This is a genomic window from Luteolibacter ambystomatis (assembly GCF_018137965.1).
Lineage (GTDB): Bacteria > Verrucomicrobiota > Verrucomicrobiia > Verrucomicrobiales > Akkermansiaceae > Luteolibacter > Luteolibacter ambystomatis.
In genome coordinates, this window is record NZ_CP073100.1 from 1,508,969 (window position 1) to 1,527,655 (window position 18,687).

15 protein-coding genes are annotated in these 18,687 nt (G+C 61.7%); 12 read left to right on the plus strand and 3 right to left on the minus strand.

The annotated features are described in order from the left end of the window. The first annotated feature begins 92 nt into the window (after positions 1–92). From cysK to acpS, 4 genes are all read left to right on the plus strand, one after another. Positions 93–1,070: a cysteine synthase A gene (gene cysK, locus KBB96_RS05820; protein ID WP_211633388.1), complete on the plus strand. Its 978-nt coding sequence runs from the start codon at positions 93–95 to the stop codon at positions 1,068–1,070. A gap of 297 nt (positions 1,071–1,367) precedes the next feature. Continuing rightward, on the plus strand, positions 1,368–2,264 hold the full coding sequence (locus KBB96_RS05825; protein WP_211633391.1) for an alpha/beta hydrolase family protein: 897 nt from the start codon (positions 1,368–1,370) through the stop codon (positions 2,262–2,264). A gap of 49 nt (positions 2,265–2,313) precedes the next feature. Further along, positions 2,314–3,075 carry a pyridoxine 5'-phosphate synthase gene (locus tag KBB96_RS05830; RefSeq protein WP_345779486.1) on the plus strand — a complete coding sequence of 254 codons (762 nt, stop codon included), beginning with the start codon at positions 2,314–2,316 and terminating at the stop codon, positions 3,073–3,075. Continuing rightward, on the plus strand, positions 3,066–3,449 hold the full coding sequence (gene acpS, locus KBB96_RS05835; RefSeq protein WP_211633397.1) for a holo-ACP synthase: 384 nt from the start codon (positions 3,066–3,068) through the stop codon (positions 3,447–3,449). Before KBB96_RS05830 ends, acpS begins: the two co-directional genes overlap by 10 nt. A gap of 4 nt (positions 3,450–3,453) precedes the next feature. On the opposite strand, the gene KBB96_RS05840 is transcribed toward acpS, so the two are convergent. After that, positions 3,454–4,260 (minus strand): hypothetical protein, encoded by an 807-nt coding sequence (locus KBB96_RS05840; RefSeq protein ID WP_211633399.1) that lies wholly within the window; start codon positions 4,258–4,260, stop codon positions 3,454–3,456. Between the two features lie 168 nt (positions 4,261–4,428). After that, positions 4,429–5,775, minus strand: a complete 1,347-nt coding sequence (locus KBB96_RS05845; protein WP_211633401.1) for a porin — start codon at positions 5,773–5,775, stop codon at positions 4,429–4,431. A gap of 299 nt (positions 5,776–6,074) precedes the next feature. On the opposite strand from KBB96_RS05845, the gene KBB96_RS05850 reads away from it, so the two are divergent. The 4 genes from KBB96_RS05850 to pstB all read left to right on the plus strand — a co-directional run bounded on the left by KBB96_RS05850 (position 6,075) and on the right by pstB (position 10,895). Further along, complete coding sequence (locus KBB96_RS05850) at positions 6,075–6,887, plus strand: phosphate ABC transporter substrate-binding protein (RefSeq protein WP_211633403.1); 813 nt, start codon at positions 6,075–6,077, stop codon at positions 6,885–6,887. Positions 6,888–6,995: 108 nt separating this feature from the next. Continuing rightward, a complete protein-coding gene (gene pstC, locus KBB96_RS05855; RefSeq protein ID WP_211633405.1) occupies positions 6,996–8,981 on the plus strand; it encodes a phosphate ABC transporter permease subunit PstC in 1,986 nt (661 codons plus the stop codon). Positions 8,982–8,988: 7 nt separating this feature from the next. Beyond that, positions 8,989–10,110 (plus strand): phosphate ABC transporter permease PstA, encoded by a 1,122-nt coding sequence (gene pstA, locus KBB96_RS05860; protein ID WP_211633407.1) that lies wholly within the window; start codon positions 8,989–8,991, stop codon positions 10,108–10,110. Further along, positions 10,104–10,895, plus strand: a complete 792-nt coding sequence (pstB, locus tag KBB96_RS05865; RefSeq protein ID WP_211633409.1) for a phosphate ABC transporter ATP-binding protein PstB — start codon at positions 10,104–10,106, stop codon at positions 10,893–10,895. Before pstA ends, pstB begins: the two co-directional genes overlap by 7 nt. 2 nt (positions 10,896–10,897) lie before the next feature. Here pstB and KBB96_RS05870 read toward each other — a convergent pair whose 3' ends face one another. Then, on the minus strand, positions 10,898–11,794 hold the full coding sequence (locus tag KBB96_RS05870) for a helix-turn-helix transcriptional regulator (protein WP_211633411.1): 897 nt from the start codon (positions 11,792–11,794) through the stop codon (positions 10,898–10,900). A gap of 174 nt (positions 11,795–11,968) precedes the next feature. Between KBB96_RS05870 and KBB96_RS05875 the strand changes: the two genes are divergently transcribed. The 4 genes from KBB96_RS05875 to KBB96_RS05890 all read left to right on the plus strand — a co-directional run bounded on the left by KBB96_RS05875 (position 11,969) and on the right by KBB96_RS05890 (position 18,685). Further along, entirely contained in the window at positions 11,969–12,838 is an 870-nt protein-coding gene (locus tag KBB96_RS05875) for a phosphoenolpyruvate hydrolase family protein (RefSeq protein ID WP_211633414.1), read from the plus strand. 9 nt (positions 12,839–12,847) lie between these two features. Then, positions 12,848–14,065 (plus strand): Tm-1-like ATP-binding domain-containing protein, encoded by a 1,218-nt coding sequence (locus KBB96_RS05880; RefSeq protein ID WP_211633417.1) that lies wholly within the window; start codon positions 12,848–12,850, stop codon positions 14,063–14,065. 76 nt (positions 14,066–14,141) lie between these two features. Continuing rightward, positions 14,142–14,441 (plus strand): Dabb family protein, encoded by a 300-nt coding sequence (locus KBB96_RS05885; protein ID WP_264176990.1) that lies wholly within the window; start codon positions 14,142–14,144, stop codon positions 14,439–14,441. 8 nt (positions 14,442–14,449) lie between these two features. After that, positions 14,450–18,685, plus strand: a complete 4,236-nt coding sequence (locus tag KBB96_RS05890) for a PVC-type heme-binding CxxCH protein (protein ID WP_211633422.1) — start codon at positions 14,450–14,452, stop codon at positions 18,683–18,685. Positions 18,686–18,687: the final 2 nt, after the last annotated feature.

Here is an 18,687-nt window from a genome sequence, read left to right on the forward strand (position 1 = left end):
GGTTCACTTCCTTCCGGTCCGGATACGGAACGCGGAAACGTCCCGCAGGATCTTCCGATATAGATACGAAAACCGAAACCTGATTCATCCCCATGGCCCTCGCCGAAAACATGGTTGCCACCGTCGGCAACACCCCGCTGATCCGTCTCAATCATCTGACCAAGGACGTCGACGCCGAAATCTTCGTCAAAGCCGAGTTCTTCAACCCGCTCTTCAGCGTGAAGGACCGCATCGGCAAGGCGATGATCGAAGCCGCCGAGCGTGACGGCCTGCTCAAGCCGGGCGGCCTCATCATCGAGCCGACCTCCGGCAACACCGGCATCGCCCTCGCCTTCGTCGCCCGTGCCAAGGGTTACCGCGTGATCCTGACCATGCCGGAGAGCATGTCGATCGAGCGCCGCGTGCTGCTCCGCCTGCTCGGTGCTGAGATCGTCCTGACTCCGCGCGCCCGCGGCATGGCCGGTGCCATCGCCATGGCGAAGAAGCTCATTGATGAAACCCCGGGTGCCTTCGGCCCCGGCCAGTTCGACAACCCGGCCAACGTCCAAGTCCACCGTGAAACCACGGCCGAGGAAATCTGGCGCGATACCGAAGGCAACATCGACATCTTCGTCGCCGGTGTCGGCACGGGTGGTACGTTCTCCGGTGTCTCCGAGGTCATCAAGTCCCGCCGCGAGCTGACGGCGATCGCCGTCGAGCCTGTCGGCAGCCCGGTCATCACCCAGTTCCGCAAGGGCGAGGAACTCAAGCCGGGTCCGCATATGATCCAAGGCCTTGCCGCAGGGTTCATCCCGAAGAATCTCAATGTCGATCTCGTGGACGATACCATCCTCGTGACCAACGAGGATGCCATCGCCACCGCGCAGGCGCTTGCGCAGACCGAAGGCATCCCAGCCGGTATCTCCACCGGCGCCAACGTCTGGGCCGCCATTCAGGTCGCGAAGCGTCCGGAGTCCAAAGGCAAGCGCATCGTCACCGTGGCCCCGTCCTCCACCGAGCGCTATCTCTCCACGCCGCTGGCCGAGAAGATCCGCGAGGAAGTCACCAATCTCCCGGTGCAGGAGATCTGATGGCGGCGGCGGTTTCCAACCGCCAAGCCTCTGTTCTAACAAAAGGCGCGGGTCTCACGATCCGCGCCTTTTTGTGAATGTAGAGGGAAGCTCCAGCTTTCCCTCTTCGCGGAGTGGACGTTGCCTAGCCTAACAGCCTTCGCCAGCTGGAACTGGCGGATACAATTCGAAAGCGGAGCGTTCGACTACGTTGAAGGCCTCTCCGATGTTTCCGGCACTTGCTGCAAAGGCTCAACGCTCGCGACCAATTTTCGGGCCGATAGCTGATCGGCTTTGCCTGCGTATGGTGTCGGTCCCATGAGAGTCTCGCGCATTCCTTTCGCCTTTCTGATTGTGGGCTTGGCTCTTTCCGGTGCCTTGCACGCCGAGCCAGCCATATCGCCTTCGCCACCGGAAGCGGAGTCAAAGGTGGCAGGGGATTTCGAATTTGAACTCCTGCATGGCGACAAGCCGATCCGGGTATTCGGATATCGGCCCGCCGGGTGGAAGGAGGGGCCGCTGCTGGTATTGTTTCATGGAGCCAATCGTGATGCCGCGGGATACCGGAAATCCGGCCGGGTATTGGCGGACAAACTGGGCATGCTGCTGGTCGTGCTGGAGTTCGATCGCATGCGGTTCGATCCCGAGGCGTATCAGGAAGGCGGCGTGTTCCTGAAGAAAAAGCAGCAGCCTGCGGAAGCACGCACCTTTGCCTGCCTGCCGTCTTTGCTTGCGGAGATGAATCGCCGCGAGGGCAGGGAACTGTCGTACTACCTTGCGGGACACTCTGCGGGGGCGCAGTTCATTTGCCGGATGGCCGCGCTTTATCCCAATCATGCCAAGCGGATGGTGGCCGTGAATCCGGGATCGCTGGTGTTTCCGAACCGGGACGGGATTTATCCGCACGGCTTCGGCGGCTTGTTGGGAGACGAGAGTTCGGACGAAGCCATCAAACGCTACCTTGCCGTCCCTTTGACTCTCTACCTGGGCACCGGTGATGTAGCTCTCAAATATCTGGATACCGGCAAGGCGGCGATGAAACAGGGAGCAACCCGGATCGAGCGCGGCCGCAATGCCTACGCGGCAGCCAGAAAGCTCGCGGAGGAAAAAGGCTGGCCGTTTCATTGGACCTTGGTCGAAGCGGAAGGGCTGGAGCACGGCTGTGGTCCCATGTGGTCGCATCCGCGCTGTCAGGAGGCATTTTTGGGGAATTGAGTGCTTCCGAAGGCCTTGCGGGGGAGGTCGGTCGGCGCTACAACGCGGCATCATGTCCCTGCTGCTCGGCGTCAATATCGACCACGTGGCCACCCTTCGTCAGGCCCGCTACGCCCTTTTGCCCGATTCTCCGAATGCGGAGCCTTCTCCGTTGGAAGCTGCCTACGATGCCATCGGCGGCGGCGCGGATTCCATCACCGTCCACGTCCGCAGCGACCGCCGCCACATGCAGGACCGCGATGCCCGTGAGATCCGTGCGGAGATCGGAGTGCCCCTCAATTTTGAAATGGGCATCACCGAGGAGATGATCGCCCTGGCCCTCGAACTCCGCCCGGAATTCGCCTGTCTTGTTCCGGAAACCCGTGAAGAAGTAACCACGGAAGGAGGGTTGGACGTCGTCGGCCGCCGCCGGGAAACGGGTGACTGCATCCGCCGTCTTCAAGCTGCGGGCATACGCGTGAGCTTGTTCATCGATCCCGATCTCGACCAGGTGAAGGCTTCCGCCGAGCTCGGTGCCGAGATGGTCGAACTTCACACCGGTTGCTTCGCCAATGCGGACGCGGATGCGGTGGATGCCGAGGTTCAGCGCTTGGCGGAGGCTGCCAGTCTCGGCAACTCGCTGGGCCTTCAGATCAATGCCGGGCACGGCATCAACTACGGCAACCTGTTCCGTTTGTTCGAGGTGCCGCATCTGGTGGAGCTGAACATCGGACACAGCATCGTTTCACGGGCCTTGAAGGTGGGCATGGCGGAAGCCGTGCGTCAGATGAAGCAACTCATGTCGACCTACCGGGGCGGATCATGCGATTGATCGGCATCGGTATCGACGTGGTCGAGGTCCAGCGTATCGCGGAGGCCTTGGAGCGCCATGGCGAGGCCTTTGGAGAGCGGATCTTCACGGCGGAGGAACGGCGCTATTGCAGCTCCCAGAAACGTCCGGCGCTGCACTATGCGGCCCGTTTTGCAGCCAAGGAGGCGGTGGCGAAGGCCTTTGGCACTGGTATTGGCAAGGATCTCGGCTGGCTGGATATGGAAATCATCCGCCGTGAGTCCGGCGAACCTGCCATCGTGCTCAGCGGCACCGGCAAGGCCTACGCGGAGGCGAACGGGATCACGGAAGTGAAGATCAGCCTCACCCACGCCCGTGACTACGCTGCGGCGAACGCGGTGGCGCTGGGGGCGTAGGCATTTATCGGCGGCGGCGCAGGAAAGGCAGCACGCCGAGAGCGCACAAAGCGAGTGAGGAGGTTTCCGGCACGGTGTCCAACGTCACATTGTCGATTCGGAAATTGTAGAGGTTGGTGCCGGACATGGCCTGACTGCCACGTCCGCCGAAGATCACGATGCCCAGATCGCCTCCAGGAACGATAGCGCCGGTGGTGAATGTCAGGCTCAGGCGTTGTGTGGTGCCGGAGATCAGGGACAGATCCGCGAGGCTCGGGTTGCTCAGGGAATCCATATAGAGGGTGCCGGTCGAGCTGGTGGATCCGCCGGTGGAAACGCCGATGCCGAAGCCGACGCTGCTGAAAGAGCCAATCGAGAGCAGGGAGCCGGCATCAACGTCCACGCCAAGCGTGTAGCTGGTATTGGCAACCAAGGGCGTGCCTGTGAGGACCTGCCAGAGATCTGCCTCCGGCATTTCAGACCCCGCCAAGCTGCCTGGGGCGGAAGGCTGGGCGAAATTGATTGCTGCCATCCCGGTGGCGGATCCGCTGTTGACCACGATCGCCGGGCGGAAACCGGAGACGATGCTGTTGGTCACGTTTGCGCGGCCATACCATCCCGAGGTTCCGATCTGGGACGGTCCCATGGCGGTGGTGGTGCCGACAGCCGAGTAGGTTCCGGCCAGCTGACCACCCGTGCCTTGGTCAAAGTTTGGATTGGTTACCGTCAAGGTGGCGGCGGACGTGGCGAGAGGGATTCCGATCAGAATCCCCGTGGCATGGAGGAGGGCCTTTGCTCGAAAGGCCGGAGTGGGGGAGAACCAGCAATTCATGGGTGGTTCTGCTTATCGTATTGGTGCCTCCCATTCAACGATATGCGCGAGGGGATACCTGCTTTTGTCTAATCGGAAAATGATAAGCTTTCGGTAAAAGAAGAGCGCCGGGCCTTGCGGACCGGCGCTCATGATGCTCAACCGAATTAAAACAGAAACAGAGATGGATCAGAAGAAGGTGCGGAACCCGAAGAGGTAGGTCACCGCATCGGCGGTGCCATCGCCCGCGTTGGTGTTCAGCGTCTCATACTGGACACCGGCCTGGAATTTCAGGTTGTCGCCGCAGACGAGCCAGTTGAGGCCGCCGTAAACGGATTGGAGTTCGTCACCACGGCCGCTGTTGACGGCACCACCATCGGCGGCGCGGAAGTAACGGCTGTTGCTGCGGATGCCCTGAGCCTGCTCGGAGGCGGCATACATGTACTGGCCGACGAGCTGGAGCTTGGCCGGGATGATCCAGTAGTAGGGGGTCACAACCACGCCGCCGAAGGTGCCGCGGCGGTCATACTGGCCGGCGGTCTTGTGCTGGTCGATGTTGCCGTTGTCGCCGTAGAAGCCTTCCACATTGACGCCGGCGTTGGCGGCGAAGGTGTACTCCGCGGAGAGGGTGGTGGCCCACTTGTAGGGAAGCAGGTTGTCGTCCATGCCCGCGATGGCGTTGGTGGACTTGTTGGCGCCGTTGTAAAGGAACTCGAAGCCGAAGCGAAGATCTTCGGTAGCGGAGTAGATCACTTCGGCGTTGTACATCAACTCATCACCCCAGCCGCCGATGAACTCGTTGTTGCCACGGTTGCCGATGGAGTCGCCCACGTTCAGGTCGACGTTGCGGCCGTCCGAACTGTAGATGCCGACGGTGGCGTTCCAAGGGCCCTTCACGGCGTTGACGGCGAACCCGGTCGGACGGGCGCTGTCATAGAGCTTGTTGGAGATGGCGGATCGCTCGACGGTGAGGATCTCGTTGGAGGAGGTGCGGGCCTCGAGGCCACCGTGCCACTTGAAGCGGCCGTAGATGAGGTCGAGCTTGTCGAGTTGGTCGATCGAGAAAGCCTTTTTGGCGTCGAAGGAGATGGTGGCTTCGTCGAAGTCGGAGTATCCCCACTCCAGGTCGCGGTGGCCGGGGAGGACGCTGCCGTTGAAGCGCTGGTCTTCCACGAAGTTGGCGACGGCCTTGAGGGTGAAGTAGTTGAGGAAGCCAATCTTTGTGCCGAGGCGGAAGCGGCGGACATCGGTGTAGGCTTCGTTCCAGTCCTTGCCGTTGGTGCCGGAGCCATCCACGTAGGCGGCATTGTAGTGAAAACGGCCGAAGAAATTGACCTCGCTGAGGTAGGGGTTGCCAGCGTCCTTGTAAACCGTTCCGGGCTTGTTGGCGAGCCAGGAGCAGAAATTGAAGTCGGAGAACATGGAGTCTCCGCTGGAGGCGGGGGCCGTCTGGGCGGGCGGCTCGCCTGCGAAGGCGGCGGAAGAGAGGCCGCAAAGCAGGGCGGCGGTCTTCAGGGTCTTGGAATGGTGTTTCATGGATGGTCGGTCTGTCACGACGGGATGAAGCGCCGGGACGGGCGGAGTTCACGCGACGAACCCGTCACATGGGGAGTGTTGGTTTGTGACGATGCTGTCACATGGCCCGGATCCCCACGGGAAACCTCTTGGAGGTTGCTCCTGCAAGGAATCCGGAGAAAGTCGCCCCTGCATGTCGGATGAACCGGGGTTTCCAAAGTGACGACTTTGTCACACGGCATCCATCGACGTTTCGACCTCCAAACGGGCATCCATCCGACGTGCGCCGCCTGCGGCGTGCGAAATCCACACACCTAGTCATGAGAACCACCATCCGCACCACCATCGGCCTCCTCGCCGGCGTCATCCTCTCCGCCACTGCTGGCGCGCAGACCATCAGCCTGAAGGGCTCCGACACCCTCGGTGCCAAGCTCGTTCCGCAGTGGGCCGAAAGCTTCAAGTCCAAGCACTCCGGCGTGAAGTTCGAAATCGCCGCCGAAGGTTCCTCCACGGCTTTCCCGGCGCTCGCCAACGGCACCGCCCACATCGGCATGTCCTCCCGCAAGGCCAAGCCGGATGAAATCACCGCCGCCCGCGCGAAGGGCATCAAGCTGAATGAAGTGGAAGCCTGCCACGACATGATCGTGGTGATCACCAACAAGGCGAATCCGATCAAGGCCCTCACCAAGGATCAGGTCGCCAAGATCTTCACCGGCCAGGTGAAGGACTGGAGCGAAGTCGGCGGAACCCCCGGCCCGATCTCCATCTACACCCGTAACACCTCCTCCGGCACCTACAAGGACTGGCAGACGCTCGCCATGGGCGGCCGCAACTATCCTGCCAGCTCCCAGAAGATGGCTGGCAACGAGCAGATCGCCCAGGAAGTCGCCAAGAACAAGAACGGCATCGGTTATGTCGGCCTCGCCTACTCGAAGGCTTCCGGCGTGAACGACGTCACCATCGAAGGTGTGCAGCCGGTTGCCGCCAACGCGACCAAGTATGCCTACTCCCGCGTGTGCTACCTCTACGTCCCGGAAAACGCCGATGCCCTGACCAAGGAGTTCATCGAGTTCGCCAAGGGCAAAGAAGGCCAGAGCATCGCCACCCGCGTCGGTTTCGTTCCGGCTCATTGATCGGCTCGGAGCACCCGCTCCCGTCCATTTCCAAATCCCGGCGGAGACTGATCCGCCGGGATTGCCTTTTCCTCTTCCGTTAGCCACGTTTGCCCGCCCATACCGAGCATGTCGGAGCCCAAGCCAAGTCCAGTCCCCGCCGGTCATCCCTTCCGTTTCAAGGGCCGCAGTACCGAAGGTCTGATCAAGGCGTTTTTCGGCGGTAACGCCGCGCTGACGATCATCATTCTGATTCTCATCATCGTTTTCCTCCTGCGCGAGGGCATCGGGTTCTTCCCGAAGTACCGCCAGGAGCTCCAGGTCTATCGCCATTCGGGCCTCGAATTCGTCGATATCGCCCGCAAGGACCTGACCGCGCAGGAGCAGATGGTTTCGCTCCTGAACCGCGCTTACTACGCGCAGATCAATGCCGCCTGCCGCAAGGAGATGCTCCGCTCGCAGGAGGCTACCGCGATCTCGAACTACGTTGGCGAGGCGATCACGCCCGCGCGCGACGCACTCCTGCGCATCAATGCCCCCGCCGACACCGAACCCGCCCCTGAAGGTGAGGGCACCGGTGAAAAGGCACCTGCCAAGCCCGCCCCGCCTGCGGAACTGCTGGCGAAACTCTCCGCCAAGTATCAGTCCCAGCTTCAGGACGCCTTGGCTGGCAAGGCAGGTGAAGGCCTGCCGAAGACCCCGCACCTGACCTCCGCGGAGGTAGCCGGACTACTGGAGCAGCTCAGGAACCGCGATCCTCTGTCGAAGGATGATCCGCAGTTCGTCGCGGATCTTCAGGCCGCCGTCGCCTCCAAGCAGGCTGAGGCCGCCGGTCCCTATGTGGCTTTCCGTGAAAGTATCAACGCCTTCCAGGATTCCTCGTCCGCGATGGACGGTCTGGTTTCCGAAATCTCCGAAACGGTGAAAGCCACCCGCGAGGCGGCCACGCTGAACGAGATTGAAACCGAGAAGCGGGACACGCTGCTGGCTGCCGCCGCCAAGGCGAAGGACCCGGCCGCACGCGCCCAACTCGAAAACGAGGCTACCGCGGCCGTGACCACTCCGCCGGTGGACTTCAAGAGCTCGCTGGAGCCGGTGATGGCGCGCATGCCGGAATTCAAGGAGGCGAACGCGGCGATGAGCAATGGACTGAACGAAGTCCTGCAGAAACTGCCGCAGTTGTCCGACGACAAGGCCGCCCGCTATCTCTCGGCCTTTCGCAAGGCTGCTCCGGAACTCGCCAGAGAAACCGCCGATACCATGCCCAAGCTCCAGGCTTGGAACGGTGATGAAAAGGTCGGTATGGGCAGTACGATCTGGGGGTTCGTCACCGGTCGTGACTGGATTACAGGTGGCGGTTGGCAGGACTTTTACGGCATCGTGCCGCTGTTCGCGGGTTCGCTGATGATTTCCTTGATCGCTCTCGCTCTCGCCATCCCGCTCGGTGTCGGCGCGGCGATCTACACCAACCAGCTTGCTGGTCCGCGCCAGCAGAAATTCGTGAAGCCGACCATCGAGTTCCTCCAGGCGATTCCCTCTGTGGTGCTTGGCTTCGTCGGCATCGCGGTGCTTGGCACCTGGCTTCAGGAAACCTCGATGCATGACTCGCTGTCATGGATCCCGGGATTCCCGATCCAGCAGCGTCTGAACATGTTCACCGCCGGATGCCTTTTGGGCCTGATGGCGATCCCGACGATCTTCACGCTCTCCGAGGATGCGATCAACAACGTGCCATCGGCCTTCTCCGAAGCGTCCGATGCGCTCGGTGCCTCCAAGCTGCAAACCATCTTCCGCGTCACTGTTCCGGCGGCGATCTCCGGCATCCTCGCAGCGGTGCTGCTGGGCCTCGGCCGCGTGATCGGTGAGACGATGGTGGTGCTGCTGGTGGCGGGCAACCGCATCCAGATCCCGGATTTCACCGAAGGACTCGGCACCTTCTTCCAACCGGCGCACACACTCACCGGCATCATCGCCCAGGAACTCGGCGAGGTGCCCTTCGGCAGCGTCCACTACCGCGCCCTCTTCGTCGTGGGCATCCTGCTTTTCCTGATCGTCCTGCTGATCAACTGGAGCGCCCAGCGCCTCCTGAAGCGCTTCCGCATCGGCCACCACTGATCCTTCGATGAAAAATCCCGAACAACTCATCCGCCGCGGCGTCCACCGCAACGGTATCGCCGAAGGACTCGTGAAGTCGTTCCTCGGCGGGATCACCTGGGCGATCATCGCGATCGCGCTGCTGATCTTCGGCCGCATGATTGTCGATGGCGCACCGGTCTTTTTCAAGAAAGAGGCTCCTTTCGTCGATATCGCGTTCCTGACCCACAAGACCGAGACGCTGCACGTCTTCGATGACGCGGAGGGCAACCGCCACCAGCTTCCGGCCTCCGAATTCCACCGCTGGACCGCCGAGAAGGGAGAAAGCGCGGTCTTCAACGAGCAGACCTTCGCCTACTCCGGTGGCGGTATCGCCGGTCCGATCGTCGGCACGGCATTGCTGACATTGCTGAGCGTGGCGCTCGCGCTGTTTTTCGGCGTGTGTGCGGCGATCTATCTTAGTGAATATGCGAAGCAGGGCCGTTTCATCAGTTGGGTGCGCCTTGCGATCCTGAACCTCGCGGGTGTTCCTTCCATCGTCTTCGGCCTGTTCGGCTTCGCGGTGTTCGTGTTGGCCGCGCCGATCTTCACGGATACTCCATCCGAGCGCACGCTGTTGGCGATCCCGCTGGGCTTCACCCACATCAGCTTCGAAGGCTGGGGTTCCTCGCTCATCGCCGGTGCTGCGACTCTGGCGTGCATGATCCTGCCGGTCATCATCACCGCCTCCGAGGAATCTCTCAAGGCGGTGCCACAGGGTTTTCGCGAGGCCTCGCTGGCCATCGGCGCGACCCGTTGGCACACCATCCGCAAGTGCGTGCTGCCCTACGCGCTGCCGGGCATCCTGACTTCCTCGGTACTCTCGCTCGCGCGTGCCGCCGGTGAAACCGCTCCGATCATGTTCACCGCGGCGGTGGCAGCGAAGGATGACCTCCCCTGGGAAGGCATCAAGAGTCCGCTCGCGGTATTTTCCGGACAGGTTCAGGCACTGCCGTATCACATCTACACCCTGGCCGCGCGTATCCCCACCTCGGAATACACGGAGCGCGCGCAGTTCGGCTCGGTGTTCGTGTTCCTCCTCATGATCTTCCTGTTCTCGGCGGTTTCCGTCGTGCTTCGCAACCGCGTCCGTTCGAAACTCAAATGGTAAGCGATCTTTCTCCAGACCAGACCGCAGCGGTTCCCGCCATCGAGATCGAGAATCTCCGCTTCAGCTACGGCACGAAGCAGGTTCTCCACGACATCAATCTCTCGATTCCGGCCGGCCAGATCACCGCCTTCATCGGACCCTCCGGCTGCGGCAAGTCCACGCTGCTGCGCTGCCTGAACCGCATCAACGACCGCATCCCGTCCGCGGCAATCACCGGTGGCGCCATCCGCGTCGGCGGCATTGACATCTCCCGTACGGATCTCGACCTCCAGATGCTGCGCCGCAAGGTGGGTATGGTGTTCCAGAAGTGGAATCCGTTCCCGAAATCGATCTACGATAACATCGCCTACGGCCTCCGCATCCATGGCGAGAAGAGCCGCAGCACGATCGATGATACCGTGGAGCACTGCCTCAGGGTGGTGGCGCTGTGGGACGATGTGAAGGATCGCCTCAAACAGAGCGCTTTCGGTCTCTCCGGCGGCCAGCAGCAGCGCCTGTGCATCGCCCGCACCATCGCGGTGAAGCCGGACATCATCCTCATGGACGAGCCCTGCTCGGCACTCGACCCGCTTTCCACCCTCAAGGTGGAGGAACTGCTGCTGGAGATGAAGAAGGACTACACGATCGTGATCGTGACGCACAACCTGGCCCAGGCCAGCCGTTGCTCGGACAAGACCGCGTTTTTCTACCTCGGCGAACTGATCGAGTATGGCGAAACCAGCCAGATATTCCAAACGCCAAAGGTGCCGCGCACCGAGTCCTACATCAGCGGCGGTTTCGGTTGATCTTATTTGGATCGCTGGGAGATGCGGTATTCCGAGGGTCTCCAGCCGATCCACTTCTTGAAGGTGTTCGAGAAACTGAAGGAGCTCTCGAATCCCACGGCGTGCGCGATCGTCTCGACCTTGTCATCGGTCGCGCACAGCAGCAGGCGGGCGCGTTGCAGACGCAGGAAAGTCAGGTGTTGCATCGGGCTGCGCCCGATTTCCTTGCGGCAGATCCGGCGCAGATGTTCCTCGCTCACGCAGGCGATGGCACTCAGTTCTCCGAGCGTCCAGGGCCTTCCCAGGTCAGCCTCCACGCGCTGCCACAGCCGCCATAGCCGGCTGTCCGGCTGATGAGGCTGGGCGAAGCGGATGACGTGATGATGGACCAGTTCGCTCCAGTGGTGGAGTGCCGCCAGGCTGCGTTCGCCGGAGGCTTCGGCATGAAGTCCCTCCACCGCTGCTTTCAATGTTCGCGGATCCTGCGAGCCGGTGAGAGGTGAGACGGAGGAGACGATGGGAGCCGCCTCCCGCGATTCGCGATAGCGCACCCAGGCGAAGTGCCAGGGTTTGCCCGCCACGCATTTCAGCGAGTTCATCACAAAGGGCGGCAGCAGGCATGTCTGACCGGCCTTGATGCGCTTCCATCCACCGTCCGCGAGGACCTCGCCTTCGCCCTCGAAGCACGACAGCAGGAAGGTGCCGGATTGTTCAAAGCGGGTGACTTGGAAAGGAGGCTCCGCCAGCATGATGCCGGCATGGGAGATGTGGTGTTGCGTCAGCAGATCACAGACCGCCCCTTTCTGAAGCCAGCCGCGCATGTCGCTCGGATCGGCGCGGACCACGACATAGCGCGTCTTGCCACCGAGGATCTGGATGTCGCGGGGAGTGCCCTCGGTGTTTGGATCGGCGGACGCCATGGGGTCAGGAGAGGAGAAAACGGGATTCCGGGAGAGGTAATAACACGCCGGTTGGCTCTCAAGGTCAAAAAGTTGATTTCCAATATCCAAATGTGCGGTGTTGATGACGGTTTCATGCTAGAAACCGTGTGGTTGACTGCGAATCTGTCAGTCACCACCCAGCCTCCCATTATCATGCCCAATCCCTGGACCGGAACCGGAAATCCCTACACTCGCACCGAGGTGCTTGAACGCCTTCACGACACCCTCTCCAAAGGGCAGCCCATCATTGCCGCTGGAGCGGGCACCGGCATCAGCGCGAAGTTCATCGAGAAAGGGGGCGCGGATCTCATCATCGTCTATAACAGCGGCCGCTTCCGCATGGCGGGGCACGGTTCCACCGCGGGCCTGATGGCCTATGGCGACGCGAATGCCGTGGCCATGGAAATCGGCGAGTACGAGGTGCTGCCTGTGGTCGAGGAGATCCCGGTGATCTGCGGCGTGCATGCCACCGATCCGCGCCGCCGCATGTGGCACTGGCTCGGCAAGGTGAAGGACATGGGTTTCAGCGGCGTGAACAATTTCCCGACCCACAGCATCGTCGACGGCAAGTTCCGCCAGATTCTCGAGGAAACGGGGATGAGCGTGAAGAAGGAGTTCGAAATGGTCGCCCTCGCACGGCGGATGGATCTTTTCAGCATCGTCTATGTCGATTCACAGGAGGAGGCGAAATCGATGGCGGAGGCCGGCGCGGATGTGATCATCGCACACGTGGGCACCACCATTGGCGGCTCGATCGGGGTGGTCGATGCGACGATCTCGCTGGATGATGCGGCGAAGCGAACCCAGGCCATCATCGATGCGGCAAAGAGCGTCCGCAATGATCTGATTTTCCTGAGCCACGGCGGCCCGATCAACACTCCGGCCGATGCCGCCTATATCAACGAGCACACGGATTGCGTGGGCTTTGTCGGCGCATCGAGCCTCGAGCGCATGGCAGTCGAGTATTCGCTGACCGCGCTGACGCGTGAGTTCAAGGCCATTCCGGTGAAACGGACCCACTGATCATTTCCCATGGCCACCATCGCTGTTCTCGGCACGCTGGATTCGAAGGGGGAGGAGCATGCCTATGTCGCGGAGCTGATCCGCGCGCGCGGGCATGAAACCCTGCTGATCGATGTGGGCACCGGTGCTCCGCCGGTGGTGAAGCCGGACTTCACCCGTGAGGAGGTGGCGGCAGCGGCAGGCGTCGATCTTTCCGGTCCATTGGCCCGTCATGACCGTGGCGAGTGTGTGGTGGCGATGTCGAAAGCCGCTCCGGTCCTGTTGGAGAAGCTTGCCCGCGAAGGCCGCATCCAGGGAGTGGTGTCGCTGGGCGGAGGAGGGGGAACCGCGCTTGCCACCGCCGCCATGCGGGCTTTGCCGCTGGGCTTTCCGAAGCTGATGGTCTCCACGTTGGCGAGCGGCAATACCGCCCATTACCTCGGCACGAAGGATATCGCGATGATGCCAGCGATCGTGGATGTGGCGGGATTGAACCGCGTCTCGCGCATGGTCTTCGCCCGTGCGGCGGGAGCGATCTGCGGCATGGTCGAGGCCAGGATAGGGGAAGGGAGTTCGAAGCCATTGGTGGTCGCCAGCATGTTCGGCAATACCACCGATGGCGTGAACGAAGCGAAGCGCATCATCGAGGAAGCGGGCTACGAGGTGCTGGTCTTCCACGCCACCGGCACCGGCGGCAAGGCGATGGAGTCGCTTATTGCCAGCGGCATGGTATCCGGCGTGCTGGACATCACCACCACCGAGTGGGCGGACGAGTTGATCGGGGCGACGCTCAGCGCGGGACCGGAGCGCTTGGACGCCACCGCCATCGCCAGGGTGCCATCCATCGTCGTGCCGGGCTGTCTGGACATGGCGAACTTCGGAGAACCAGCGACCGTGCCCGAACGCTACGCGGGCCGCAATTTCTATATCCACAATCCGCAGGTCACCTTGATGCGGACGTCTCCGGCGGAATGTGCCGAACTCGGCCGCATCCTCGCGGAGAAGGTGAACCGCTATGAAGCCCCGACCACGATCCTGCTGCCGAAGAAGGGCGTGAGCGTGATCAGTGCGGAAGGGGGGGCGTTTTACGATCCGGCGGCGGATGAGGCCCTGTTCTCGGCGATCCGTGAGAAATCCCGGAAACCCGTGCTGGAACTCGAAGAAACGGTGAACAGCCCGGTTTTCGCCCGAGCTTGTGCCGAAAAGCTGCTGGAATTGATGGGTGCGGCCCGCCAAGGTGGATTCTGAATATGTTCCGGGTGATCGATCCCATGGGATCGATCGTAGTGTTACGCGTATCCTCGCAGCTCACACGACGTTTCCCATGGTCAGACACTACGGCATGTTCCAATTCCATCCGGAGATCACTCCGGTCCAGATCGATGAATGCTTCTCGGAAATGAGAGGCATGGTCGGAAAAATCCCCGGCCTCCTGAGCATGGAGCACGGTCCCTATGAGAGCAGCGAGGGACTCAATGACGGCTTCACCCACGGCTTTGTGATGACCTTCTCGTCCCAGGAAGCGCGGGATGCGTATCTACCCCATGAGGAGCATGAGCGGGTGAAGGAGATCGTCGTGCCGCGGCTGGCGCGCGTCATCGTATTCGACTTCGAAGTTCCATGAGCCATCCGATGAAAACCATCCACGTTTTAGCATTCGGTCTTTCTCTTGCCGGTGCCGCCCATGCGGCACCCGTGTCCATCTTCGATGGGAAAACCCTCCAGGGATGGGAAATGCCGAAGGGCGAGGAGAAGTGGTGGCGCGTCCAGGATGGTGCGATCACCGGAGGATCGCTGGAGGAAAAGACCACGACCAACCTCTTCCTCTCCACGGCGAAGGAATACGGCAACTTTGAGATGAAGTTTAGAATCCGCCTGATCAAAGGCGAGGGCTTCATCAACTCCGGCATGCAGGTGCGCAGCATCCGTGAGCCGGGACAGTCCCGTATGCGGGGCTATCAGGTGGATGCGGGGATCGGCTATTGGGGTGATCTCTATGATGAAGCCCGCCGCGATGTGAAGCTGTCAGCCGCACTCGATCCGCAGGCCCTCAAGGCCGCGGTGAAGGATTGGGAGTGGAACGACTACCGCATCGTCTGCGAGGGACGCCGCATCCGTTCTTGGATCAACGGGGTTCCGGCTCTGGATTACACCGAGCGGGAGGGGAAAATTCCGCTCGATGGGTTGATCGGCATCCAGGTCCACTCGGGAGGCAAATGTCTGGTGCAATGCAAGGACTTCACTCTCGATGAACTGCCGGACACTCCCGGCGTTCCTACGTGGAAGGCCACCCAGGTCGATCCACCCGCACCCGTGGCGGCAGGCTCTTCCGCGCTTTCCGCTGCGGACCAACTCAAGAAGTTTCATCTACCGGAAGGCTTCACCGCTGAACTGGTGGCTTCGGAAGAACAGGGAGTGGGCAAGCCGATCACGGTGGCCTGGGACGGCCGCGGGCGCATGTGGACCATGACCGCCTTCGAGTATCCGGTGGATGGCAACGAGAACAAGGCGAGCGCCGATGCCCTCTATGCCAAAGCGGGCAAGGACAAGGTGCTGGTGTTCGATGATCCTTCCGCGCCGCTGCCGCTGACTCCCCGGGTATTTACGGATGGTCTGGCCATCCCGTTGGGGCTGATGCCCGATCTCGATGGCAATGGTGCGCTCGTGCATCACGGCAGCCAGATCCGTCACTATGTGGACAGCAACGGCGATGGAAAGGCGGACAAGTTCGATGTGGTGCTGGATGGCTTCGGCGTCCAGGATTCTCACCTCATGCCGCACCAGTTCGAGCGTGCTCCGGGTGGCTGGGTCTATGTGGCGCAGGGACTTTTCAATGCCTCCAAGGTGCGTCGCCCGGATGGCAAGCCGTTCCCGGATGGATCACTGGAAAAAAGTTTCAATGCCTGCAAGCTCGGACGCTTCCGTGCGGATGGCTCGGACTTCGAAGCCGTGACCGCGGGTCCGAACAACATCTGGGGCCTTGTCCAGACGCGTTCCGGTGAAACCTTTGTCCAGGAAGCGAATGACATGGGCATGCCGCTTTCCGAATTCGAACCGGGAGCTCACTACCGCGGGGGTTCACGCGAGAAACTGAAAGCCTACGCGCCTTATATCCCGGAATCCACGCCGGGTGTGCAAATGGGCGGCACCGGCCTGAGCGGCCTCGCGGTGGCTGGTGATGAGGGCAGCCGCTTCGCCACTCTATACGGCGGGCAGGATGTGGTGTATGTGGCGAATCCGATCACGAATCGCATCCAGGTGGTATCGATGAACCGGGATGGAGCGGACCGTCATCCGGAGTACTACAAACGCCGTGATTTCCTTGTGTCGGATGATCCGTGGTTCCGCCCGGTCTCGGTGAAGTTCGGTCCGGATGGATTCCTCTACATCACGGACTGGTACAACAAGATCATCTCCCACAACGAGGTGCCGCGGAATCATCCCGATCGCGACAAGACCCGCGGGCGGATCTGGCGCATCCGCCCGACCGATGCAAAGCCGGTGAAACCGGTGAACGTGGCCGAGATGAATGCGGACCAGCTTGTGGCCCAGCTCGGTGGCCCGGGGGCATTGGATGCGGCCATGGCGTGGCAGCGGCTGGTGGAGACGAAACCGGCGGCGGTGAAGGAAAAGCTCATCGCGCTGGCTGTTGATCCCAAGGCGAAGCTGGCTCGCCGTCTTGATGCGCTCCATGCGCTGGATGCATATGGAGTGCCAGCGGTGGAGGTCTTCAAGAAGCTGGCCATTGATCCGCAGGCATCCATTCGACACGAAGCCCTGCGCATCGCGGGGGAGAAAGGGTTGGCTGCCAACGACTTTGTGACGGTGTTCGCCAACGCCGCAACCGACCCGAACTACCGCGTGCGTGCCGCGCTGGCAAATGCGGTCCGTCACCACCCGGACGTGACGCCCGCCATGGTGGCATTGGTCGCTCGTCTCGGCCGTGAACCGCTCGGTGGACCCGTATGGGATGCCTATGACCGGCAGTTCGAGCGCTACCTCGCGCGTTGGGTGATGGAATTGCATCCGGAAGAAACCCGCAGGATGCTAGCCTCCGGGAATGGACTCGCACCGGAGGCCCGCCTGCTGGCGATCCTCTCGCTGCCACCTGCCCAAGCGGCCCCGCTGCTGGTGGCGGAACTTTCCAATATCAAGCGTCCGCTGGATGCCGAGGAGCTCGCTTTGCTGGGCAGCCAGATTGATCAACCGGAGGTGGTGTCAGCCTTGGATCGGTTGCTGGCTGATCCCGCGAAGCGCGCTCCCTTGCTTCAAGGTCTCACTCGTCTGGAACCAGCGATGCTGACCAAGCCCGCGCTTGCCACGGTGGTGACGAAAGCCTGCCGTGCGATTTTGCAAGCGCAGCCGAAACCGGAGGACCGCGCGCTGGTGCTGCAACTGGCGCGGCTGCTGCGCCTGAGGGATCTGGAGCCGGAGATCGCTTCGTGGTTGGATCGCGACAAGCCATCCGCCGAGTTGGTGGCCATTCTTTCCGCACTGCGTGAGACGGGTTCCACCCGTGCCGATGCGTTTGCTGGATTCCTCGATCACGCTGATGAGGCGGTTCGCCGTGCGGCGGTGGGAGCTCTCAGTGGTGCGGATGACCCCAAGGCCGTAACTTTGCTCGCGGAGAAATGGAGTGGTCTGCCCGGTGCCTTGCGGACCATCGCCATCGATGGCCTTACCTCCACCAAGGCAAAGGCCGCCGCATTCGCTGAAGCCGCGGCAGCGGGCAAGTTTGGCGAACTCGATGGCAGCGCGTTCGAGCGTTTGATCCTCGTTATGGGCGATCAGGAGCCATCGGTGGCCAAGCTGCTGGCCAAGTCCGGTACCCAGCTTGCACGCGTGATTCATCTCAATGGGAACGCCGGACAGATTGATCGGACGGTGGATCTCGAAGGACCGTTCACCGTGGAGACCTGGATCAGACTCGCTCCCGGGATCGACAACAGGGATGGATTGCTCGGGGCTCTCAATGGCCCGGGCATGAATTTCCATGATGCCCGTTTGCGTGTTTTCGCGGGCAGTGATGTAGCGATCGCCAATCGCCGGGTGGAACCGAATCTCTGGACCCACTGCGCGGTGACCCGGGATACCGAAGGTCGCGTGAAGATCTACCTCGATGGCGAGCTGGATCAGGACAAGGGCAAACCTCTCACAGAGCCGCTCAAGGGGCTGCGTATCGGCGGCACCACGACTACGGCAACCAGTGGCGCGGACTACTATGAATTCCGAATCTGGAATACGGCCCGCTCGGCCGATGAGATCCGCGCCAATTACCAGACCGACATGGCTGGCATGAAATCCCCGGGGCTGGTGCTCCGCCTGTCCGGAGATGATCCCGGAAAACTGGTTCCACCCGCGGTGGTGCAACTCACCCGTGATTTTCCCGTGCTGATGACCGCGCAACAGGCGGCTGAAAAGGCGGCGAAGTTCGGGAAATACAAGGACATCGTTTCGCGAAAAGGAGATCCCGTGGCGGGCAGAGCGACCTTCCAGAACACCTGCATGATCTGCCATCAGGCCCGCGGGGAAGGAACACAGATCGGGCCGGATCTCAGCGGCATCGGGGCGATGGGATTGGAAGGGGTGCTGCGCAATGTCCTCGATCCGAACGCCCAACTTGAGAGCGGATACTATCGCCACGATCTCACGCTGACGGACGGCACGGTCATCAGCGGCTTCCTGGTTCAGGATACTGCGGACGCGGTCACCATCCGCCCCATTGGCGCCGAGCCGCGGGTGGTGGAGCGGAAGAAGATCGCGTCCCACGTGATCTCCAAACGCTCACTGATGCCGGAGGGATTGCTCGATGGGATGGATGAACAGAAGGCCGCGGACCTATTCAACTACCTGATGACATTGAAGTGAGC